This window comes from Streptomyces caeruleatus (genome assembly GCF_001514235.1).
Taxonomy (GTDB): domain Bacteria; phylum Actinomycetota; class Actinomycetes; order Streptomycetales; family Streptomycetaceae; genus Streptomyces; species Streptomyces caeruleatus.
Genome location: NZ_KQ948934.1, coordinates 203445 through 225479, shown reverse-complemented (window position 1 = coordinate 225479; position 22035 = coordinate 203445). Strand labels below are relative to the sequence as shown.

The 22035-nt window shown below is 70.5% G+C and carries 24 protein-coding genes; 14 read left to right on the top strand and 10 right to left on the bottom strand.

Annotation, left to right across the window (positions count from 1 at the left end; translation table 11 throughout):
* Positions 1-546 carry an arginine repressor gene (locus AQJ67_RS31010; protein WP_062722652.1) on the top strand — a complete coding sequence of 182 codons (546 nt, stop codon included), beginning with the start codon at positions 1-3 and terminating at the stop codon, positions 544-546.
* Between the two features lie 81 nt (positions 547-627).
* Here AQJ67_RS31010 and AQJ67_RS31005 read toward each other — a convergent pair whose 3' ends face one another.
* From AQJ67_RS31005 to AQJ67_RS48710, 6 genes are all read right to left on the bottom strand, one after another.
* The gene (locus AQJ67_RS31005) at positions 628-1368 is read right to left on the bottom strand and encodes an FAD:protein FMN transferase (protein ID WP_062722651.1); all 741 of its coding nucleotides are present in this window, start codon (positions 1366-1368) and stop codon (positions 628-630) included.
* Positions 1369-1423: 55 nt separating this feature from the next.
* Positions 1424-2494 (bottom strand): FMN-binding protein, encoded by a 1071-nt coding sequence (locus AQJ67_RS31000; protein WP_062722650.1) that lies wholly within the window; start codon positions 2492-2494, stop codon positions 1424-1426.
* Positions 2495-2532: 38 nt separating this feature from the next.
* The gene (locus AQJ67_RS30995) at positions 2533-3915 is read right to left on the bottom strand and encodes a ferredoxin reductase family protein (protein WP_062722649.1); all 1383 of its coding nucleotides are present in this window, start codon (positions 3913-3915) and stop codon (positions 2533-2535) included.
* Positions 3916-4012: 97 nt separating this feature from the next.
* Positions 4013-4714: a L,D-transpeptidase family protein gene (locus AQJ67_RS30990; protein ID WP_062722648.1), complete on the bottom strand. Its 702-nt coding sequence runs from the start codon at positions 4712-4714 to the stop codon at positions 4013-4015.
* 3 nt (positions 4715-4717) lie between these two features.
* On the bottom strand, positions 4718-5302 hold the full coding sequence (locus tag AQJ67_RS30985; RefSeq protein WP_062722647.1) for a pyridoxamine 5'-phosphate oxidase family protein: 585 nt from the start codon (positions 5300-5302) through the stop codon (positions 4718-4720).
* A 122-nt stretch (positions 5303-5424) separates the two neighbouring features.
* A complete protein-coding gene (locus tag AQJ67_RS48710; protein ID WP_062722646.1) occupies positions 5425-6333 on the bottom strand; it encodes a hypothetical protein in 909 nt (302 codons plus the stop codon).
* 287 nt (positions 6334-6620) lie between these two features.
* On the opposite strand from AQJ67_RS48710, the gene argH reads away from it, so the two are divergent.
* The 4 genes from argH to AQJ67_RS30960 all read left to right on the top strand — a co-directional run bounded on the left by argH (position 6621) and on the right by AQJ67_RS30960 (position 11383).
* Entirely contained in the window at positions 6621-8054 is a 1434-nt protein-coding gene (gene argH, locus AQJ67_RS30975; protein ID WP_062722645.1) for an argininosuccinate lyase, read from the top strand.
* A 165-nt stretch (positions 8055-8219) separates the two neighbouring features.
* Positions 8220-9191, top strand: coding sequence for an aldo/keto reductase (locus tag AQJ67_RS30970; protein WP_062722644.1), 972 nt, complete (start codon positions 8220-8222; stop codon positions 9189-9191).
* 99 nt (positions 9192-9290) lie between these two features.
* On the top strand, positions 9291-9842 hold the full coding sequence (locus tag AQJ67_RS30965) for a TetR/AcrR family transcriptional regulator (protein WP_062722643.1): 552 nt from the start codon (positions 9291-9293) through the stop codon (positions 9840-9842).
* Positions 9839-11383, top strand: a complete 1545-nt coding sequence (locus AQJ67_RS30960) for an MFS transporter (RefSeq protein ID WP_062722642.1) — start codon at positions 9839-9841, stop codon at positions 11381-11383. Before AQJ67_RS30965 ends, AQJ67_RS30960 begins: the two co-directional genes overlap by 4 nt.
* A 126-nt stretch (positions 11384-11509) precedes the next feature.
* Here the strand turns inward: AQJ67_RS30960 and AQJ67_RS30955 are convergent, their stop codons facing one another.
* Positions 11510-12184, bottom strand: coding sequence for a lysophospholipid acyltransferase family protein (locus tag AQJ67_RS30955; RefSeq protein WP_062722641.1), 675 nt, complete (start codon positions 12182-12184; stop codon positions 11510-11512).
* Between the two features lie 370 nt (positions 12185-12554).
* Here AQJ67_RS30955 and AQJ67_RS30950 point away from each other — a divergent pair, with 370 nt between their 5' ends.
* The 3 genes from AQJ67_RS30950 (at position 12555) to AQJ67_RS30940 (ending at position 14851) form a co-directional block, all read left to right on the top strand.
* Positions 12555-13724: a glycerophosphodiester phosphodiesterase gene (locus AQJ67_RS30950; RefSeq protein ID WP_062722640.1), complete on the top strand. Its 1170-nt coding sequence runs from the start codon at positions 12555-12557 to the stop codon at positions 13722-13724.
* Positions 13725-13798: 74 nt separating this feature from the next.
* A complete protein-coding gene (locus AQJ67_RS30945; RefSeq protein ID WP_062722639.1) occupies positions 13799-14308 on the top strand; it encodes an RNA polymerase sigma factor in 510 nt (169 codons plus the stop codon).
* Positions 14309-14353: 45 nt separating this feature from the next.
* Complete coding sequence (locus AQJ67_RS30940) at positions 14354-14851, top strand: GNAT family N-acetyltransferase (RefSeq protein WP_062722638.1); 498 nt, start codon at positions 14354-14356, stop codon at positions 14849-14851.
* A 51-nt stretch (positions 14852-14902) separates the two neighbouring features.
* On the opposite strand, the gene AQJ67_RS30935 is transcribed toward AQJ67_RS30940, so the two are convergent.
* From AQJ67_RS30935 to AQJ67_RS30925, 3 genes are read right to left on the bottom strand one after another with little or no spacing between them, the layout of a single operon-like run.
* A complete protein-coding gene (locus tag AQJ67_RS30935; RefSeq protein ID WP_062722637.1) occupies positions 14903-15346 on the bottom strand; it encodes a hypothetical protein in 444 nt (147 codons plus the stop codon).
* Positions 15327-15686, bottom strand: coding sequence for a hypothetical protein (locus tag AQJ67_RS30930; RefSeq protein WP_048581135.1), 360 nt, complete (start codon positions 15684-15686; stop codon positions 15327-15329). Before AQJ67_RS30930 ends, AQJ67_RS30935 begins: the two co-directional genes overlap by 20 nt.
* Before the next feature lie 50 nt (positions 15687-15736).
* The gene (locus tag AQJ67_RS30925; protein WP_062722784.1) at positions 15737-16054 is read right to left on the bottom strand and encodes a hypothetical protein; all 318 of its coding nucleotides are present in this window, start codon (positions 16052-16054) and stop codon (positions 15737-15739) included.
* Positions 16055-16119: 65 nt separating this feature from the next.
* Here AQJ67_RS30925 and AQJ67_RS30920 point away from each other — a divergent pair, with 65 nt between their 5' ends.
* The 6 genes from AQJ67_RS30920 to cbiE all read left to right on the top strand — a co-directional run bounded on the left by AQJ67_RS30920 (position 16120) and on the right by cbiE (position 21941).
* Positions 16120-16767 carry an HAD family hydrolase gene (locus AQJ67_RS30920; protein WP_062722636.1) on the top strand — a complete coding sequence of 216 codons (648 nt, stop codon included), beginning with the start codon at positions 16120-16122 and terminating at the stop codon, positions 16765-16767.
* A 386-nt stretch (positions 16768-17153) separates the two neighbouring features.
* Positions 17154-18188 (top strand): methionine ABC transporter ATP-binding protein, encoded by a 1035-nt coding sequence (locus AQJ67_RS30915; protein ID WP_062722635.1) that lies wholly within the window; start codon positions 17154-17156, stop codon positions 18186-18188.
* Entirely contained in the window at positions 18185-18910 is a 726-nt protein-coding gene (locus tag AQJ67_RS30910) for a methionine ABC transporter permease (protein ID WP_062722634.1), read from the top strand. Before AQJ67_RS30915 ends, AQJ67_RS30910 begins: the two co-directional genes overlap by 4 nt.
* Before the next feature lie 70 nt (positions 18911-18980).
* A complete protein-coding gene (locus tag AQJ67_RS30905; protein WP_062722633.1) occupies positions 18981-19814 on the top strand; it encodes a MetQ/NlpA family ABC transporter substrate-binding protein in 834 nt (277 codons plus the stop codon).
* A gap of 160 nt (positions 19815-19974) precedes the next feature.
* Positions 19975-20613, top strand: a complete 639-nt coding sequence (locus AQJ67_RS30900; protein ID WP_062722632.1) for a GNAT family N-acetyltransferase — start codon at positions 19975-19977, stop codon at positions 20611-20613.
* Between the two features lie 116 nt (positions 20614-20729).
* Positions 20730-21941, top strand: a complete 1212-nt coding sequence (gene cbiE / locus AQJ67_RS30895; RefSeq protein WP_062722631.1) for a precorrin-6y C5,15-methyltransferase (decarboxylating) subunit CbiE — start codon at positions 20730-20732, stop codon at positions 21939-21941.
* The last annotated feature ends 94 nt before the right edge of the window (positions 21942-22035 follow it).

Sequence of the window (22035 nt, the reverse complement as noted above, 5' to 3'; positions counted from 1 at the left end):
ATGAGTCAGGCGCAGGACCACGAGCACAACGGGGCCGTCGGGCCTGCCGTGCCGCAGACCCGTACCGCACGCCACCGCCGGATCGTGGACATCCTCAACCGGCAGCCCGTGCGGTCACAGAGTCAGTTGGCGAAGCTGCTGTCGGACGACGGGCTGAGCGTCACGCAGGCGACGCTCTCCCGGGATCTGGACGAGCTGAACGCGGTGAAGATCCGCAACAACGACGGTGACCTGATCTACGCGGTGCCGAGTGAGGGCGGGTTTCGTACGCCTCGGGCGCCGCTGGGAGAGTCGGCGAAGGAGGAGCGGATGCGGCGGTTGTCGCAGGAACTGCTCATCTCCGCGGAGGCTTCCGCGAATCTCGTGGTCCTGCGGACCCCTCCGGGGGCCGCGCAGTTCTTGGCCTCGGCCATTGATCAGGCCGAGTTGCAGGACATCCTGGGGACGATTGCCGGTGACGACACGTTGCTGCTGATCAGCCGGAACCCCACGGGGGGTCAGGCTCTGGCCGATCATTTGCTGCGGTTGGCGCAGAACGGCCACTGAGAGGGGTGGCGGAGGTAAGTCGCCGACTGCGGGTTCGTTGCGGCTGGTCGCGCAGTTCCCCGCGCCCCTGGGTTGGGTGACTCACCCGAGCCGAGATGCCAGGCCGCCTGTGCATCTCACCTCGTCGCCCGCCGTGATCAGCAGGGCCTCCACGTCCGGCAACGACTCCAGCCAGCGCAACCCCTGCCTGGAACCCATCGCGAAAGCCGCCGTCGCCCAGCAGTCCGCCCAGGTCACCGACGGGGCGACGACCGTCACCGCCACCAGGTCCGTCACCGCGGAGCGGCCCGTGCGGGGGTCGACGATGTGGGCGCCGCGCTCTGCCGTGCCGGAAGTGGCGACCGCCAGTTCGGACAGGCCGGCGGCGGAGATCACGGCAGCCAGGCCGCCCGGGCGGAGGGGGTCGGAGACGCCGACCCGCCAGGGTCGCTGGGGGCCGGGTACGCCCAGCAGCTGGACGTCGCCGCCGCCGTTCAGGCTCACGCCGGTCACACCGGGGACCGTCGCAAGGGCACGTGCCGCGCGTTCCACGGACCAGCCCTTGACGATGCCGGTCGGATCGAGGCGGCCCTCGTACGACGTGCTGAACCAGCCCTCGCTGGCCCGCTCGGCCTCGGCGCCGAGCTCCAGCACCTCGGCGACCTCCGGATCGCACTCGTCGACGGTCAGCTCACCGCGTGCCAGCCGGGAGATCTGGCTGCCGTCGCGGTAGGTGCTGAACACCTCGTCGACCCGGTGCAGTCCGGCGACCGCGTCTTCCAGTGCCGACCGCACGGCACCGGGGTCCCCGCCGCGGACGTCGAAGGAGAAGACCGTCCCCATGACCTCCTCCGCATGACGTACCGCGGCGGGAGCTTCTGTCGGTTCCGCCACCGTGTCAGCCACCGGCCTGGTCCAGTGCCGACTGGAGGGATTCCTTGTAGCCGGCGCTGGTGTAGGTGGCTCCGGACACGGCGTCGATGTCGGCGCTTCCGGCCGCCACCGCTGCCTGGTTGAGCTTCGGCACCGCGTTGGCGGTGACCTGGTCGCTCTGCCCGCCCTTGGGCGTCTGGACCGCCTCGGCCTTGGTGACCTTTCCGCCCGCGACCGTGACCCGGACCTGGACCGGGCCGTACTGCGTCTGGGAGACCTTGCCGGTGACGGTACGGGCCTGCGCTGCGCCCGAACCCTGGGACCCGGAGCCCTGCGACGCACCGGCGCCGGCCTGCGCCTTGTCGAGGGCGGACTGGAGGGATTCCTTGTACCCGGCGCTGGTGTACGTCGCTCCCGACACGGCGTCGATGTCGGCGGTGCCCGCTGCCACGGCTGCCTGGTTGAGCTTCGGTACGGCGTTTGCCGTGACCTGGTCGCTCTGGCCGCCCTTGGGGGCCTGGACCGTCTCCGCCTTGGCGATCTTGCCGCCGTTGACGGTGATACGGACCTGGACCGCGCCGTACTGCGTCTGGACGGCGTGGCCGGTGACGGTGGCGGCCTGGGCGGACCCGGACCCCTGGGACGAGCCGGCGCTCGCCTGTGCCTTGTAGAGGGCGGACTGGAGGGACTTCTTGTAGCCGGCGCTGGTGTAGGTGGCTCCGGACACGGCGTCGATGTCGGCGGTGCCCGCTGTGACGGCCGCCTGGTTGAGCTTGGGTACGGCGTTGGCGGTGATCTGGTCGCTCTGGCCGCCCTGGGGAGCCTGGACGGTCTCGGCCTTGGTGATCTTCCCGTTGGCCACGCTCAGGCGTACCTGCACGGCCCCGTACTGGGTCTGCGCCGCGTCACCGGTGAACGTGCCGGTGGCCGCCGCCTGGGCGCCGCCCTGGGCCGAGGCCGCCGGCGGTGCGCCGATGCCGGCCGCCTGCGCGGAACCCGGGTCGGACGCCGGTTTCAGCGACAGCAGCAGCACGATCCCGGACACGGTGGCGGCGCCGGCCAGCACGACACGCCGGATGGGGTGACTCTTCCTCATCGCTCCTACAGCTCCTGAAGTCTTTTGAGTCCCGTCGCTCACATCTCGAACGACTCGTGATGGATGCGGCGGGCGGGCACACCCGCGCCGCGCAGTGCTTCGTAGACGGACTGCGCGAAGCCGGCCGGCCCGCACATGAAGACGTCGTGCTTGTCGATGTCGGGCAGCTTCTGCTGCAACCGCTCCGCCGAGATGTCGGGCCGCTCGCCGTCCGGGCTGTTCACCGCGTACATCAGACGGGCGCCGCGTTCGTCGGCGATCTTGGCCAGCTCGTCCCACAGCGCCAGGTCCTGGGTGCTGTTCGCCCGGTAGAGGAGGGTGATGTCACCGGACGCGCCGGGCAGGGTCTCGAACAGCGCCCGCATCGGCGTGATGCCGACACCGCCGGCGACCAGCAGCACCTTGCCGCGGCTGCGCCGCTGGGCCGTCATCGCGCCGTACGGCCCCTCGGCCCACACCTTGGTGCCGGGCTTCAGGTCACGCAGCCGCGACGTGTGGTCGCCGATCGCCTTGACCGTGATCCGCAGCATGTCCGGGCGGGGCGCCGCCGACAGCGAGTACGGGTGGGAGCTGAACCGCATCCCCGGCGCCTTGAACCGCCACCGGAAGAACTGCCCCGCCTCCGCCCCCATCCGGTGCAGCTTGCGCCCGCCGATCAGCACCGACACGATGCCCGGCGTCTCCTCGATGACCGCCTCGACGTACATCCGGTGCCGCAGGTTGAGCCGGATCGGGGTGATGACCCGGTACCAGAGCACCAGCGCGGTCACGATGCCGTACAGCCCGTACCAGAAGGTCTTCGCGGTGGGTTCGACGGCGAACTCGTTGCCGGTGGTGATCTGGTGCCAGAACGTCAGGTACACGGCGGCGTACGTCAGCAGGTGCACGTGGTACCAGGTGTCGTACCCGATCATGCGGCGGATGCCGCCGATCGAGAGGAACGCGATGAGGAACAGCAGCCCGGTGCCGATGGCCGCCTTGCCCATGTCCGGCAGCGTGTTGACCGAGTCGATCGTCTGCTGCACGACATCGCTCAGGGTCTTGCCGGCCTGGAGCGCGTACGCCCACATGGTGAGGAAGACATGCGCGATGACGAGGCAGATCGTGTAGCGCCCGCTCATCGCGTGCCAGCGGGCGACCCGGTCCGAGCCCACCCGCCGCTCCAGCGCCGGCACCCGGGCCATCTGGAGCACGACGAGCGCCATCAGATAGCCGGCGAGCAGCCCGGTGATCCGGCCCGCGGCGAGGATCTTCGCGGTGTTGTCCGCGAGGGACGGCGTGTTGTCCCACCAGAGCCACAGTACCGCCGCCGCGCCCGCCCACAGGGCGATCACCAGCGGTACGGCCGGGGAGCGGCGCGGGCGGATACGGCGCATCGTCTGGCGGCGAGCGGCACGGCCGCCTGCGAGCGTGGTGGTCACGGTTCCTCCGGGGACGGGGCAAGGGGGGTGCGTGTTGGGCGTGGTCCCTTGGCCCTGAGATACGTGCGGGGAGGTCCGTGTGTTCAGTGGTGCGCGCTCAGTACCGGGTGATGGCCGTCGGCCCCTTCGCCGTCCCGATCGCCATGTGCGGTTTGCGCCCCGGATCGGCCCATTTGAGGATCCGGCGCATCGCGCCCCGCGACACCGACACACAGCCGGCCGTCGCCCCCCGCCCCTTCACATGGAGGAAGATCCCGGCGCCGCGGCCCTTCACCGGCCGCTCGTAGTTGAACCCGATGACGAGCGCGTACGAGTAGAGCGAGCCGTAGGAGACCAGATGCTCGGACTCGGCGGCCCGGCAGTCGCGTGCCCGTGGCTCGGTCCAGCGGTTGTAGGCGCGGGAGCCGGTGTCCTGGCACCACCAGGAGTTCTTGCGCACCCGGCGGTACTCGTACGCCGTCCCGCGCGGCGCCGCCTTGATGCCGAAGGCGTACGGCAGCCCGTACAGCCCGGTCGGCGTGGTGTTGGTGCCCTGCTTGCGCCCGGCCCCCTCGACGAGCCCTTTCGCGCCGAAGCGGGCGGACGCCGAACCGGCCTTCACCCACGTCCCGTCGAGCCGGTTCCACCAGGTCACGATGCCGGAGGTCGAGCCCGGCCCCGGTGCCACGGCGGTGATCAGCTGGGTGCCACCCCCGGTGTCGGCCATGCGTGCGGGCAGCGGCCGTGGCGGTCCCTCACCCGGCGCGGCGCCGAGCACGAGCAGGGACGCGGACGCGAGGGCGACGACACCGGGACGCATGGCTCAGACGCTAGACGGGGGGAGTGGCAACGGCACTCCGGGTAGGCCGTCCAGGCTGGTCGCGATGTCCCTCTTGGCGAAGTACGCGCTCAGCGAGTCGTCGTCCTCGCGCGCGAACCGTCGGCCGTGCAGGTCGCGGTCCTCGTCGTACGTCATGAGCGGGACGGCGTATCCGCAGGAGTCGCGAATGACATCGGCCCGCACCACGACGATCGCGCGCAGACCGTGCGGGGACGGGTCGATGTCGGGAAAATGCCCGAGCAGCTCCTTGAACCGCGGGTCGTCACGGAAGACGGCCTCACCGCGGCCGTGCACCCGGACGATGTTGGGCGGGCCCTGGAAGGCGCACCACATCAGGGTGATCCGGCCGTTCTCCCGCAGATGCGCGACGGTCTCGGCGTTGGAGCCGGCGAAGTCGAGGTAGGCCAGGGTCAGTTCGTCGAGGATCGCGAAGGAGCCCTTGAGGCCCTTGGGGGAGAGGTTGACGGTGCCGTCGGCGGACAGGGGGGCGGTCGCGGTGAAGAAGAGGGGCTGCTCCTCGATGAACGTGCGGAGCCTGCCGTCTATGCGTTCATAAGTTTTTCCCACGTCAACCGATTATGGGCGCAGGTCGTTCGTTTGTCTAAGGAATTACCGCGCTGGACGCGGGCGGTATCACCGCGGCCGCCCCGGTCGGCGTGCCAACGGGGCGGCCACGGCTGCCTGTCACGTCACTGGGTGAGCGTGCAGGCGGCGAACGCCTCCAGGCCCTCGGGCTTGGCGGCTGCCCGGCCGATGGAGGTCTCGATGCGGTTGAGGGCGGCGACGCGCTTGTCCTCCAGGGGGCCGAGGATGGCGTTCTGGACGAAGTTGGGGCCGCCCTGTCCGACGGTGTCGACGAGGCGCTGGTTGGCTTCGTCGATCTGGGTCTGGAGCTGGGCGAGGTTGCGGTCGACCTCGGCCTGCGCGGACGCGGGGATCGCGGGCAGCTGGCCGGTCACGTCCGGGCAGCTGATCGTGCCGACCCCGGCGTTCCCCGCGTCGCCCGCCGCGTCACCGGCGTCCTCGCCCGCCCCGGCCTCCGCCCCGGCGCCCGCTTCCTCACCGGCACCGGCACCGGCCTCCTCACCCGCGCCGGCCCCGGCGCCTGCCTCCTCACCCGCACCCGCCCCGCCGCCGGCACCATCGGCGTTGAGCGTGCAGGCGGCGAACGCTTCCAGGCCCTCGGGCTTGGCGGCCGCGCGGCCGATGGAGGTCTCGATGCGGTTGAGGGCGGCGACGCGCTTGTCCTCCAGGGGGCCGAGGATGGCGTTCTGGACGAAGTTGGGGCCGCCCTGTCCGACGGTGTCGACGAGGCGTTGGTTGGCTTCGTCGATCTGGGTCTGGAGCTGGGCGAGGTTGCGGTCGACCTCGGCCTGCGCGGACGCGGGGATCGCGGGCAGCTGGCCGGTCACGTCCGGGCACGTGATGGTGCCGGGTCCGGCCAGCGTGCGGGCGTTCGTGCCGGCGCTCTTCGAAGACGAGCTCGTCTCCCCGGCGAGGGCGAAGCCGGCGATCACCGTGCCGGACAGCGCCACCGCGGCGGCGCCGCCGATGAACGCGACGCGGCGCTTGTTGTACTTCGGAAGAGCCCTGGACATGCGGATGCCTCACTCGGGTTCGGGGGTGTCGTCTGTACGTGATGTCTCTTGCAAACGCGGCGCCTGCGTTCGGCGAGAGGTACGGGCAAGCGGTTTCCCGCGTTCAAAGGGAGCGCGAATTTCCCGCCGCCCTCGATCGACCGGCTGCCTGAATTGACGAATCATGCAGAGCTCTGCATACTCATGCAGGCGAATGTGTGGTCAAGCGCACTAGCCTGACGACCGCCTCCCCGTTCACGCCACGGGGAGGCGGTGCCACATCCAGACCCTCCCGAGGAGCGCAGCAAGTGAGCAGCAACAGCGGTGACGTCCGGCTCTGGGGCGGCCGTTTCGCCGACGGTCCCGCCGAGGCCCTGGCCAAGCTGTCCGCATCGGTCCACTTCGACTGGCGGCTGGCCCCGTACGACATCGCCGGTTCGCGCGCCCACGCGCGCGTGCTGCACAAGGCGGGGCTGCTCACGCAGGACGAGCTGACCCGGATGATCGCGGGACTGGACCAGCTCGAAGCGGACGTCGCCGACGGCTCCTTCGTGGGCACCATCGCCGACGAGGACGTCCACACCGCCTTGGAGCGCGGCCTGCTGGAGCGCCTCGGCGCCGACCTCGGCGGCAAGCTGCGCGCGGGCCGTTCCCGGAACGACCAGGTGGCCACCCTCTTCCGGATGTACCTCCGGGACCACGCCCGCGTCATCGGCGGTCTGATCGCCGACCTCCAGGACGCGCTGATCGGCCTCGCGGAGGCCCACCCGGACGTGGCCATGCCCGGCCGCACCCACCTCCAGCACGCCCAGCCGGTGCTCTTCGCCCACCAGGTCCTGGCCCACGTCCAGTCCCTGTCCCGGGACGCGGAGCGGCTGCGTCAGTGGGACGAGCGCACGGCCGTGTCGCCGTACGGCTCCGGCGCCCTGGCGGGCAGCAGCCTCGGCCTGGACCCGGAGGCGGTGGCGAAGGACCTCGGCTTCGAGCACGGGTCGGCCGCCAACTCGATCGACGGCACGGCCTCCCGTGACTTCGTCGCCGAGTTCGCCTTCATCACCGCGATGATCGGCGTGAACCTCTCCCGGATCGCCGAGGAGATCATCATCTGGAACACGAAGGAGTTCTCCTTCGTCACCCTGCACGACGCGTTCTCCACCGGCTCGTCGATCATGCCGCAGAAGAAGAACCCCGACATCGCGGAGCTCGCGCGCGGCAAGTCCGGCCGCCTGATCGGCAACCTGACGGGCCTCATGGCCACGCTCAAGGCCCTGCCCCTGGCCTACAACCGCGACCTCCAGGAGGACAAGGAGCCGGTCTTCGACTCCTGCGACCAGCTGGAGGTCCTGCTCCCCGCCTTCACCGGCATGATGGCCACCCTCACCGTCAACCGCGAGCGCATGGAGGAACTGGCCCCGGCCGGCTTCTCCCTCGCCACCGACATCGCCGAGTGGCTCGTCAAGCAGGGCGTCCCCTTCCGCGTCGCCCACGAGGTCGCCGGCGAGTGCGTCAAGGTCGCCGAGGCCGAGGGCAAGGAACTGGACGGCCTGACGGACGAACAGTTCGCCAAGATCTCGGCCCACTTGACGCCGGAGGTGCGGACGGTCCTCAACGTCCCGGGCGCACTGGCGTCCCGCAACGGCCGGGGTGGCACGGCGCCGAGCGCGGTCGCCGTCCAACTGGCCGAGGTGAAGGCGGATGTGGCGATGCAGCACGAGTGGGCGGGCGCCAAGAAGCAGGGCTGATCCAACGCCGATGAGGGTCGCGCCCTTAGGGGTGCGGGAACTGCGCGACAAGCCGCGACGTTCCCGCACCCGCCAGAACACCGCACAACCCGAGCTCTGAGGCGAAGGTCATCACGGGTTACGTTGGTCGCAAGCCGTACCGGAACCGACCGAACGGAGCCCGTGATGCCCTTCGCCCGACTGGCAACAGCGACCACCCCCACCTGCCACATCGGACTCGGCCTCGCCGCAGTCGGCCGCCCCGGCTACATCAACCTCGGCCGAGACCAGGACCTCGGAGAGAACCGCAGCGTCGACACGCTGCGCACCCGCACCCACGAACTCCTCGACGCCGCCTACGCCCAGGGCGTCCGCTACTTCGACGCGGCCCGCTCCTACGGCCGCTCCGAGGAGTTCCTCGCCGAGTGGCTGAACGCCCGGCCCGCGTTCGACGACATCGTCGTGGGCAGCAAATGGGGCTACACCTACACCGCCGACTGGTCCACCGACGCCGAGAAGCACGAGGTCAAGGACCACACCCTCCAGACCTACGAGCGTCAGCGCGCCGAGTCCGACGCCCTGCTCGGCGCCCGCCTCGACCTCTACCAGATCCACTCGGTGACCCCGGACAGCCCCGCCCTCACCGACAAGGACCTCCACGCGAGGCTCGCCGAAGCCGCCGCCCAGGGCCTCACGATCGGCTTCTCCACCAGCGGCCCCGACCAGGCGGCGGCGATCCGCGCCGCCCTCGCCGTGACCGTCGACGGCGAGCCCCTCTTCCGTACCGTCCAGTCGACGTACAACGCCCTGGAGACCTCGGCCGCCCCCGCCCTCGCCGAGGCACACGACGCCGGGCTCACCGTGATCGTCAAGGAGGGCATGGCCAACGGACGGCTCGCCGACCCGTACGCGCCGGACGCGCTGAAGGCCGTGGCCGGGGAGACGGAACTCGGCTGCGACGCCGTCGCCCTCGCCCTGATCCTGCGTCAACCCTGGGCCGGCGTGGTCCTCTCCGGTGCCGCGACGACCGTACAGCTCGGGTCCAATCTGCACGCCGCCGCCGTGGACCTCGACGAGTCCCAGCTGGAGCGGCTCGGCTCGCTGGTCGAGGAGCCGGGCGCGTACTGGGAGCGGCGCGGGCAGCTGCCCTGGCACTGACGTGGACCCCGCGGTTCCGTAGACCCCACCGATCGCCAGCCATGAGTCACACATGCCCAGCATGAGACACCAACGTCTCACATGGGTTACTCTTGTCTCATGGCCGTCGATCGTGATCATGTGCTGCGCACCGCCGCAGCCCTGCTGACCCGTAAATCCACCGCGACCATGGACGAGGTCGCCAAGGCCGCCGGGATCAGCCGCGCCACCCTGCACCGCCACTTCGCCGGGCGGGACGCGCTCGTCCGGGCGCTGGAGTCGCTCGGCATCGCCGAGTGCGAGGCCGCGCTGGACGCCGCCCGCCCGGACGAGGGGCCGGCGCGGGACGCCGTGCACCGGCTGGTCCGCGAGATCGAGCCGGCGGCCGGACTGCTCGCCTTCCTCTACACGGAGAACCAGCTGTTCGAGGGCGAGCAGCAGAACGCGGGCTGGGCGCGCATCGACGACCGTATCGCCGCGCTCTTCCGGCGCGGCCAGCAGAGCGGCGAGTTCCGTATCGACCTGAGCCCGGTCTGGCTCACCGAGGCGCTCTACGGCCTGATCGGCTCAGGAGCCTGGGCCGTCGCCGAGGGCCGGGTCGCCCGCAACGACTTCACCCACATGATCGTCGAGCTGCTGCTCGGCGGCGCACTACGGAGAGAGGCACCATGACCAGCACCGTGCAGGCGGCGACCACGACCGAGGCGGTGACCAAGCGCCCGGGCCGTTGGCTCGCGCTGTCCGTCCTCGTGCTCGCCGTGCTGCTGGTGGCCGTCGACGCGACCGTCCTCGGTCTCGCGACCCCCTATATCAGCGAGGACCTGAACCCCTCCGGCACCCAGCTCCTGTGGATAGGCGACGTCTACTCCTTCGTGATCGCCGGTCTGCTCGTCTCGATGGGCAGCCTCGGCGACCGCATCGGCCGCAAGCGGATCCTGCTCGTCGGCGCCACGGCGTTCGGCGCGATATCCGTCCTCAACGCCTACGCCACGACCCCGGAGATGATGATCGTCGCCCGGGCGCTGCTCGGTGTCGCGGGCGCGACCCTGATGCCGGCGACCCTGGCACTGATCCGCAACCTCTTCCACGACCCGCGCGAACGCAGCCTCGCCATCGGCATCTGGGGCGCGACCGCCTCCGCCGGCACCGCCGTCGGCCCGATCGCCGGTGGCTTCCTGCTCGAACACTTCTGGTGGGGCTCGGTCTTCCTGATCAACCTGCCCGTGATGGTCGTCCTCGTCCTCGTCGGCATCAAGCTGCTGCCCGAGTCGCGCAACCCGAGCCCCGGTCCCTGGGACATGACCAGCGTCGCCCTGTCGCTCGTCGGCATGATCGGTGTCGTGTACGCCGTCAAGGAGGCGGCCGCTCACGGCTTCAGCTGGACCACGCTCGCCGCGGGCCTCGCCGGCGCCGCCGCGCTCTACGCCTTCGTACGCCGTCAGCTCGCGCTGCCGTCCCCGCTGCTGGACATGCGGCTGTTCCGGCACCCTGGCTTCAGCGGTGCGGTGCTGGCCGACCTGCTGACCATCCTCGGCCTGTCCGGACTGGTCTTCTTCCTCTCCCAGTTCCTGCAACTCGTGCAGGGCAGGGGCCCGTTGGAGGCGGGCCTGGCCGAACTGCCCGCCGCGATCGGCGCGGTCGTGGCCGGCCTCATCGCCGGCCGCGTGGCCCGTCGCTACTCGGTGCGTGCCGTCGTCTCCGGCGGCCTCGCGGCGATCGGCCTCGCCCTGGCCGCGCTCACCGTCGTCGACCGCACGACGGGATACCCCCTGCTGGGCGCCGCCCTTCTGGTGGTGGGCGTCGGCGCCGGCTTCTCCTTCACAGTCACGTCCGACGTCATCCTCTCCTCCGTACCCAAGGACCAGGCGGGCGCGGCATCCGCGGTGTCCGAGACGGCGTACGAACTGGGCGCGGCGCTCGGCATCGCGGTCCTCGGCTCGATCGTGACCGGCGTCTACCGCGACTTCACCGGCCCGGCAGGCACTCCGCCCGAGGCCCACGAATCCCTGGGCGGCGCGGTGGAGGCGGCGGCGGGCATGCCGGCGCACACATCCGAGGCGATGCTCGACGCGGCACGGAGCTCCTTCGTCGACGGCCTCGCACTGGCAGCGGGAGCCGGAGCGGCCGTGCTGCTCGCAGCGGCGGTGGCAGCCTGGTTCATGCTACGAAACCAGCGCTTGGCCAACTGGCCTCAGGAACGCGACAGCGCCTGAGGGCCGCGACAGCCCCTGGGGGCGCGGCAGCGCCCAGGGGCGCGGGGAACTGCGCGACCAGCCACGACGAACCCGCGGCCGACACCTTTCCCGCACCCCCACGACCCCCCGGCCCAACCAGCGGAGCTACGCCGCTTCCTTGGCCTTCGTGGCGTACATGTCCACGTACTCCTGCCCCGACAGCCGCATGACCTCCGCCATCACCGAGTCGGTCACGGCCCGCAGGACATAACGGTCGCGGTCCATCCCCTCGTACCGCGAGAACTCCATCGCCTCACCGAACCGCACCGTCACCTTGCTCGGGCGGGGCATCCCCGCCCCGCCCGGCTGGATCTTGTCCGTGCCGATCATGGCGAACGGGACGACCGGCGCGCCGGTCATCAGCGTGAGCCGCGCGATACCGGTGCGCCCCCGGTACAGCCGCCCGTCGGGAGACCGCGTGCCCTCGGGGTAGATGCCGAAGACCTTGCCCTCCTCCAGGATCCGGCGGCCGGTCATCAGCGCCGCGACCCCGCCCCGGCCGCCGTCCCGGTCGACCGGGATCATGCCGGTGCCGGTGAAGAACCAGGCCATCAGACGGCCCTTGAGGCCCTTGCCGGTGACGTACTCGTCCTTGCCGATGAAGAAGACCTGACGGTCGCAGACCAGCGGCAGGATCATCGAGTCGATGAAGGTGAGGTGGTTGCCGGCCAGGATGACCGGACCGTCGCCCGGGATGTGCTCCGCGCCCTCCACCTGTGGGCGGAACATCAGGCGCATGATCGGTCCGAGCACTGCCTTGATGAGCGCGAAGCGGGACAACGGGCCCTCCGGTGTCAAGGGATTCGGTATAAGTCTGTGCAGGTGAGGACGATACTCGCGGTTCCCGGGGTCCCGCACATCGGGTGGGCCGACTTCACCGAGGCCTTACGCACTGTTGACACAGGTTTACCTGCGGTGACGCGGCGTGGACGGGCGGTAACCCGCCCGACATGATGTGACCGACATCGCCCCGAGGGCCTAGCGAACGACTTCCCCGCACTCCCGCGCCCATTCCGACGGAACGTCACCTCACCTTTCCCGTACGACATTCAGCGTCACCCGCGAGTTCCGCCGGAGGTCTCCCATCCGTCACGCACGCGCACCTACGATCGGCGCGCACTGAATGAGCGGACGGTCAGGGAGGGCCCACATGGGAACCCAGGAGAACGAGCAGACGGGCGTCACCGGACGGCGGATGCTTCTCGGCGCGGCCGTGCTCGGCGCGGGCGGAGCGGTCCTCGGGCTCTCCGGCACGGCGAGGGCGGCGGAGACCCGGCACGGAGGCGGTGGTGGCGGCGTGAAGAGCCTGCCCAAGCCGACCATCATCGGCCACCGCGGCGCCAGCGGCTACCGGCCCGAGCACACCCTCGGCTCGTACCAGCTGGCCCTCGACCTGGGCGCCGACATCGTCGAGGCGGGTGACCTGGTGCCCACCAAGGACGGCCATCTGGTCTGCCGCCATGAGCCGGAGATCGGCGGCACGACCGATGTCGCGGACCATCCCGAGTTCGCCGACCGGAAGAAGACGAAGTCCCTCGACGGTGTCTCCACCACCGGCTGGTTCACCGAGGACTTCACGCTCGCCGAGCTGAAGACCCTGCGCGCGACCGAGCGCATCCCGGCCAACCGCCCGCACAACACCCTCTACGACGGCCGCTGGGAGATCCCCACCTTCGAGGAGGTCCTGCGCTGGCAGGACGAGCAGACCCGGGGGCGCGGCAAGCAGGTCTGGATCTACCCCGAGCTCAAGCACCCCACCTACTTCCGCAAGCAGGGCCTGGCCCTGGAGGAGCGGGTCGCCAAGGTGCTGCACAAGCACGGCAAGGACCGGCGCAACTCCCCGGTCATCCTCCAGTCCTTCGAGCCGACCAGCGTCCAGCGCCTGAACAAGCTCGTCGACAACCCGCTCGTGGTCCTGCTCTCCGGCGCGACCTCCCGCCCCTGGGACTTCGTCGAGACGGGCGACCCGCGCACGGTCGCCGACCTGATCAAGCCGGCCGGCCTCAGGGAGATCGCCTCCTACGCCCAGGGCATCGGCCCCACCCTGGACCTGGTCATCCCCAAGGACGCGAACGGCAACCTCACCACCCCCACCACGCTGGTGAGCGACGCGCACAAGGTCGGCCTGATCCTCCACCCCTACACGATGCGCAACGAGAACCCCTTCCTCCCGACGAACTTCCGCAAGGGCACCGACGCGGACGCCTACGGCGATGTCTTCGGCGCCTACCGGACGTACTTCGCCACGGGCATCGACGGTGTCTTCACCGACAACCCCGACACCGGCCTGCTGGCCCGCGAGGACTTCGTCAACGGCTGAGCGACACGCCCCGGTTGGGGTGACTGACGGCCGCCTGGGCAACCCCCTGCCCGGGCGGCCGCGTCGTGCCGCATATGACGCACGACCTGGTTGCCGCCCTGCGCCCGCTGCTCCTCGCGGAGGCCTCCGCCGAGGCCCACGCCTCCGGAACCGAGCCGGCCGACCTGGAACAGGCGGTCTGGCTCCGCCTACTGGAACGCCTCGACACCGACGGCCCGCCCCCGGACCCGCCGGGCTGGCTGCGCCGCGCCGTCCGCTCCGAGGCCCGCCGAAGCCGCCGTACGACACGACAGGAACGGCCGTACGAGCACGAGCCCGCCGCCGACACCGACCGGCACGACCCCGAACACCTCGCCCTCATGGCCGCCCGCCGCCGCGCCCTGCGGGAAGCGGTCCGCCGGCTCCCCGGCCGCTGCCCCCGGCTCGTCGAGGCCCTCCTGTCCCCGCGGGACCCGACATACCGGGAAATCGCGGGGGAGTTGGGTATCTCACAGGGGAGTCTCGGCCCGGAACGTTCCAGATGCCTGGGATGTCTGCGCCGATTGCTCACACCGGAGGTTGCGGCCCGCGAAGCGCGGGGATAGGAGTGGGGGACTACAGGCGATCAGGTGAGCGGGAGGCGTGCGCACATGGGCATGAGCGTGACCATCTCTGCGGCGACCGAGCAGGACGCGGAGCAGATCTTCAGGTTGCAGTACCTGTGCTTCCAGAGCGAAGCGGCGCTGTACGGCAACTACCGCATCGACCCGCTCGTCCAAACCCTGGACTCGGTCCGGGCCGAGGTAGCCGGGGACTGTGTCTTCGTGGCGCGGCTCGGCGAGGAGGTCGTCGGCTCGGTCCGCGGCAGCGTCACCGAGGACGGCTCGGCCGCCATCGGCAAGCTCTGCGTCCACCCCCGCCTCCAGGGCCACGGCATCGGCGCGCGGCTGCTGCGCGCGGCGGAAGCGGCTCTGACCGAACAGCGCGGCGCCAAGAGGTTCCGCCTGCAGACCGGCCACCGCAGCGAGGGCAACCTCCGCCTGTACCGCAAGGTCGGCTACGAGGCGGTGGGCACGTCCAAGGGCGCCGACGGGGTCCCGATGGTCGTCCTGGAGAAGGCGGCCGGCGCGTACGCAACCACGGCGTAACTGCAACGCCCGCGCGACAAGCCGCAACGGACCGGATGCCGCCTGAAAACCTCAGGCGGCACCCCCATGAGGCGCACGCTTGCGCAACCAATACAGCGCGGACATCGGCAAGAGCACCGGAATGAACACGTACCCCATGCCGAAATCGGACCACACAGTCGCATCGGGGAACGCCGAGGGCTCGACCATGGTCCACGTACCCACGATCAGCACGCCCGCCAACTCGGCCGCGCAGCAGACCCGCGCCGCCTTGCGAGCCGTCTCGCCCCCGCGCACCAGGGTGTAGGTGATGAAGCCGTACACCACACCCGCCACCGCCGACAACGAATAGGCCAGCGGCGCCCGGTCGAACTCCGTCGCGATCTGGTACGCCGACCGCGACACGGCCCCGACGACCATCACGCCGTACAGCCACACGAGCAGGATCCCCGGCCCGCTGATCAGCCGCGTCGGCTTGTCCTCGGTCACGGCCACCTCAGCCTCCCCAGATGTCATAGAGCCGCACCTCCAGCACGGCCAGCACCACACCGCCGGCGGCGACCGTCACCGAACCCCACTTGGACCGCTCGGCCAGCGACATGAAGCCCGCGGCCGGCACGCACGCGAACGATCCCAGCAGATACGCCACGAAGATCGTCGTGCCCTGCTCCGGCTTCTCGCCCCGCGCCAGCAGCACGATCCCGACCACCAGCTGCACCAGGGCCAGTACCGTCACCACGGCCATCCCGATGAAGTGCCAGTCCTTCGTCGGCTGGTCACGGTAGGCCGCCCAGCCGCACCAGGCGGCGAGCAACAGCGCGGCGACCCCGGTCACCAGCGTCAGGGCATCAAACATGCGGCGAGCCTATTACGGCCCAAAAGGCCTGATGCGGCCGACCCCGGCGGTCAGCCGGACAGCTCGTCGGCGACGAGTCCGGCGTTCACGCACCGCTGCCACAACCTGTGCTGCCACTCGTTGGCATCGGGTGCGGGCCGCACCGTGAACACCGGGTTCGGCCCCGTCTCGATCAGATGAAGCAGCGTCCAGGCCACGCCGTAGCAGTCGTCGGGCCCGAAACAGTCGGCCAGCGCGCGGGCCTCGTCGGCCGTCACCGGTTCCTTGATCGCCTCCAGCTGCGCCACCCGCAGGTCGATCTCGTCCCCTTCGGCGTCCTCGTCGGGCAGCGGTCCGGCGGCCAGAAAGGCCTGTACTTCTGGTCTCATGCCGGTCATGATCGACGCCGGAGGGCGGGTCCGGCAATCCGCGGCGGCCCCGTAGGGTCTAGACCATGACGATCCATGCACGCGCCCTCCTGTTCGACAACGACGGCACCCTTGTCTCCTCCCTCGACTCCGTGGACCGCTGCTGGGCACGCTGGGCCGAGGAGTACGGCATCACGGAGGAGTTCGGCCGGGTCGAGCTGCACGGACGTCCGGCCGTCGAGATAGTCGCCGAGCTGCTGCCCGCCGACGTCGTGCCGGAGGCCCTCGCCCGGATCGAGACGCTGGAGGTCGAGGACGTACCGAACGACGGCGTGCACCTGCTGCCCGGCACCAAGGACTTCCTCGACTCACTGCCCGCCGACCGCTGGGCCGTCGTCACCTCCGCCACCCGGCGGCTCGCCGAGGCCCGCCTCGACGCCGTCGGCATCCTGCCCAAGATGCTGATCGCCGCCGACGACATCACGCGCGGCAAGCCCGACCCCGAGCCCTACCTCCTCGCCGCCCGGCAGCTCGGCGTCGACCCCGCGCACTGCGTCGTCTTCGAGGACGCCCCCGCCGGACTCCAGGCCGGTCGTGCCGCCGGGATGACCACCGTGGCGTTCACCACAACCCACCGGGCCCATGAGCTCGACGCCGACCTGGTGGTGCGGGACCTGTCGGCCCTGTCCGCCCTGGTCACGGACGCCGGGATCGAGATCTCCGTACGCGACTGAGAGCTGTCCGCCGCTGTCCGGTATGTGGACAGCGGCGTGTCGGTAAGGACCGTAGGTCTGGTTTACTGATCGCATGACCACGACGAGCTGCCGCACCCTTGCGACCGAGGCGACCCTGACGCCCGGTGCTCGTTGTATGTGTCGAATGTGCGCCTTCTAGAGGGCCCCCGCACCACCGCTGAGCCTCGCGCCCCGAAGCGAGAGCCCGCTCAAGTCCGCCCGTACGCCCCGCGTAGGTGACTGAGCCGCGCCCCGCGCACACGATTCTCCTCTCCGGTTCCACCGCGCCCCGGAGAACCGTGCTGCGTCCTGGCTGCCTCCGACCATGAACGCCCTGTGCCCGGCGCCCACGACGTGCCGCGCACTCGACAGTGACGGAAACCCCAGTGATCACCACCACGGGCCTGACCAAGGTCTACCGCTCACGCGGCCGTGAGGTCACCGCCCTCGACGGCGTCGATCTCCACGTCCGCGAAGGAGAGGTCTACGGCGTCATCGGCCAGTCCGGCGCCGGCAAGTCCTCGCTCATCCGCTGCGTCAACCTGCTGGAGCGCCCCACCGCCGGCACGGTGACCGTCGCCGGACAGGACCTCACCGCCCTCGCGGGGCGAGGACCCCGCGCAGGCAAGGAACTCCGGCAGGCGCGCAGCCGTATCGGCATGGTCTTCCAGCACTTCAACCTGCTGTCCTCCCGGACCGTCCAGGACAACGTCGAGCTGCCGCTGGAGATCCTCGGCAAGTCGGGCAAGGAGCGCTCCCGCAAGGCGCTCGAACTGCTCGACCTGGTCGGCCTCGCGGACAAGGCGAAGGCCTACCCCGCCCAGCTCTCCGGCGGTCAGAAGCAGCGCGTCGGCATCGCTCGCGCCCTGGCCGGCGACCCCAAGGTGCTGCTCTCCGACGAGGCGACCAGCGCCCTCGACCCGGAGACCACCCGCTCCATCCTCCAGCTGCTGCGCGACCTGAACCGGCAGCTGGGCCTGACCGTCCTGCTCATCACCCACGAGATGGACGTCGTGAAGTCGATCTGCGACTCCGCCGCGCTCATGGAGAACGGCCGCGTCGTCGAGTCCGGCACGGTCAGCGAGCTGCTCGCGACCCCCGGCTCCGAGCTGGCCTCCGCCCTCTTCCCGGTGGGCGGCGAGGCCTCCGCCGACGACCGCACCGTCGTCGACGTGACCTTCCAGGGCGAGGCCGCCACCCAGCCGGTCATCTCCCAGCTCTCGCGCACCTACAACATCGACATCTCGATCCTCGGCGCCGCCATCGACACCGTCGGCGGCCTCCAGGTCGGCCGGATGCGCATCGAACTGCCCGGCCGCTACGAGGACAACGTCGTGCCGATCGGCTTCCTGCGCGAGCAGGGCCTGCAGATCGACGTACTGGGCCAGGAGCCCGTTCTGCTGAAGGAAGGTGCCAAGTGACCTGGTCCGAGATGCAGCCCCTGCTGGAGCAGGCGTGTTGGGACACCCTCTACATGGTCGGCTGGTCCACCCTCATCGCCGTCGTCGGCGGCCTCCCGCTCGGCATCCTCCTCGTCCTCACCGACCGGGGCGGCCTGCTCCAGAACGTCCTCGCCAACAAGGTCATCGGGCAGATCGTGAACGTCGCCCGCTCGATGCCGTTCATCATCCTGATGGTCGCGCTGATGAGCTTCACCCGCTGGGTCACCGGTACGACCATCGGCCGCGAGGCCGCGATCGTGCCGCTCGCCATCGGCGCCATCCCGTTCTTCGCGCGTCTGGTCGAGACGGCTGTCCGCGAAGTGGACGGCGGGCTAGTGGAGGCCGTGCAGTCGATGGGCGGCAACACCTGGACCGTCGTCCGCAAGGTCCTCGTACCCGAGTCCCTGCCGTCCCTCATCGCCAGCACCACGACCACGATCGTCGCCCTCATCGGCTACTCCGCCATGGCCGGCACGGTCGGCGCGGGCGGCCTCGGCGACATCGCCATCCGCTACGGCTACCAGCGCTTCGAGACCGAACTGATGTGGCTGACCGTCGCGATCCTCGCCGTCGTCATCTCCCTCATCCAGTTCGCCGGCGACTACGCGGCCCGCTCCCTGCACCGCCGGGGCGGCCACTCGGGCCCCGGGCCGAAGCTACGGCTGCTGAAGGCGTCCACGGCGACGACCAAGACCGTCTAGGTCCGGCCCCCCTCAGATCTCCCCGTAACACCCTCACGGGGTCGCATCACCATAAGGAAAGGCACTTTTCGTGCGTAACACCGCCAAGTTCACCACTGCCGTCCTCGCCGCCGGAGCCCTCACCCTCGGGCTCACCGCCTGCGGCTCGGACAAGGACTCCGGCTCCGACGCGAGCGCCCCGCTGAAGGTCGCCGCGACGCCCACCCCGCAGGGCGAGATCCTCACCTACATCAAGGACAAGCTCGCCAAGAAGGCCGGCCTCGACCTCGAGGTCAAGGAGTTCACCGACTACGTGACGCCCAACACGGCCGTCCAGCAGGGTGAGGTCGACGCCAACTACTTCCAGCACCAGCCGTACCTGGACGACTTCAACAAGAAGAACGGCACCGACATCGTCGCCGTGCCGAACGCCACGGTGCACCTGGAGCCGCTCGGCGTGTACTCCCAGGGCGTCAAGAAGCTGACGGACCTGAAGAAGGGCGCCACGGTCGCCGTTCCGAACGACACGACCAACGAGGCCCGTGCGCTGAAGCTGCTCGAAGCCAACGGCGTGATCAAGCTCAAGGCGGGCGTCGGCTACGACGCGACCCCCAAGGACATCGCCTCCAACCCCAAGAACCTCCAGTTCAAGGAGCTCGAAGCGGCCCAGCTGCCGCGCTCCCTCGGCGACGTCGACGCCGCCGTCATCAACGGCAACTACGCCCTGGAGGCCGACCTCAGCCCGGCGAAGGACGCCATCGCCGCCGAGTCGCCCAAGGACAACCCGTACGGCAACTTCCTCGCCGTGAAGAAGGGCAACGAGGACGACCCGCGTGTGAAGAAGCTCGCGAAGCTGCTCACCTCGCCCGAGGTGAAGAAGTTCATCGAGGACAAGTACGACGGCGCCGTCGTCGCGGCGTTCTGAGCGGCCGGACCGCATCTGACGGTGCGTTTACCGCGTATCGCCACGCACGGGGTCCACACCTTCACTTGGTGTGGACCCCGTGGTGCATCTCAGTGCTTTCATGCTGCATGCTGGGCAGTTCAGCAGGCCCTGAAGGTTTCCGAAGCTTACGGAGCGGCGCATGACTAGCACCTTCCCCAACATCTCCATCAGCACGGAGCGGTTGGTGCTGCGTCCCCTCGACGAGGACGACGTGCCCGCACTGGCCGAGATGATGAACGACGAGCAGGTCGGCGCCTGGACCGCCGTACCCCAGCCCTACACCGAGGACCGTGCCCGCACCTGGATCACCGAGTACGCCCCCGGCGAGCGGCGGGCCGGCCGGGGCATCGACCTCGCCGTCACCGAGTTCCTCACCCAGCGACTCGTCGGCATCGTCCAGCTCGCCAAGACCAACTGGCACGTGCGGTCCACCGAGATGTCGTACATCATCGCGCCCTGGGCGCGCGGCGAGGGCTACGCCTCCGAGGCGGCGCTCGCCACCGCCCAGTGGCTCCTCGGCGACCAGAAGTTCGAGCGCATCGAACTGCGCACCGCCGCCGACAACACCGCCTCCCAGCAGGTCGCCCAGAAGATCGGCTGTATCAGCGAGGGCGTGCTGCGCAACGCCTGCATAGCGCGGGTGCGGGCCGAGGACGGTACCTGGACCGACGTACGCACCGACTACATCGTGTGGAGCCTCCTGCCGGAGGACCTCGACGGCGCCGGGGAGCAACTGGCCGACACCGGCGGCTTCACCTCGTACGGCGACTGGAACTGACGGGAATCGAACCCCCCCGCCACCGGCGGCGCCGACCCGCCGAACAGGTACTCTCACGGAGCCCGCCCCCTCGGGCTGGCCTACGACGACCTGCGCGAACCAGGAGACTGACGACGATGGCCGACCGCGTCACGGTGATCGGCTGGGACGGCTCACCGCTGACCGCCGCGGCACGCTCCGCTCTCGGCGCCGCCACGCTGGTGGCCGGTGCCGCCCACCACCTGGCGCTCCCCGAGGTGCCGCCCACCGCCGAGCGCATCCGCCTCGGCAGCGTCGCCCTCGCCGCCCGCCGGATCGCCGGCCACCGCGGCACCGCCGTGGTCCTCGCCGACGGCGACCCCGGCTTCTTCGGAGTCGTACGCACCCTGCGCGCACCCGAGTTCGGCCTGGAGGTCGAGGTCGTCCCCGCCGTCTCCTCGGTCGCCGCGGCCTTCGCCCGCGCCGGCATGCCCTGGGACGACGCCCAGGTGGTCGTCGCACACCGTCGCACCCTGCGACGCGCGGTGAATGTGTGCCGCGCCCACACCAAGGTCGCCGTCCTCACCTCACCGGGCGCCGGACCCGCCGAACTCGGACTGCTCCTGGAAGGCGTCCACCGCACCTTCGTCATCTGCGAGGCGCTGGGCAGCGAACGCGAGCAGGTCACCGTCGTCACCTCCGACAAGGCCGCCGACCACGCCTGGCGCGATCCGAACGTCGTCATCGTCATCGGCGGCACGGCCGCCGCACGCGAGTCGGGCGACTGGATCGCCGGCCGCGACCCGGCCGCCGGCCCCCGCGGCTGGACCCTGCCCGCCGAGTCCTACGGCGGCCTCATGGGCGAAGGCGAGCTGGAACCGCTGCGCGCCGCCCAACTCGCCCGGCTGGGCCCGCGCGTAGGCGACCTCGTGTGGGACATCGGCTGCGGCAGCGGCGCCTTCTCCGTCGAGGCCGCCCGGGCCGGCGCCGCCGTCATCGCCGTCGACCGCGATCCCCAGGCCTGCACCCGAACCGAGGCCAACGCGCGCGCCTTCGGGGTCCAGCTGCAGATCGTGAACGGCGCCGCCCCGCACGCGCTGGAGAACCTCCCCGAACCGGACGTCGTACGCATCGGCGGCGGGGGAGCGGCCGTCGTCTCCGCCGTCGTCGACCGGCGTCCACAGCGCATCGTCACGCACGCGGCGACCCGCGACGCCGCCGAGATCGTCGGACGCGACCTCACCGCACGCGGCTACGACGTCGAGTGCGCCCTGCTGCAGTCCGTCGAACTCGACACGCGGGCCTGGACGGAGCGCGAGCGCAGTGTCGCGTTCCTGCTCAGCGGGGTACTGCCCGACCGCACGGCGTGACCGTGAACCCGTCCCCGTGATCCTGTTGTCGTACCGCGCGCGGTAGGCTGGCCGATCGTTGTACCGCACTCGGTCGCCCGGCACTTCGTCGGTC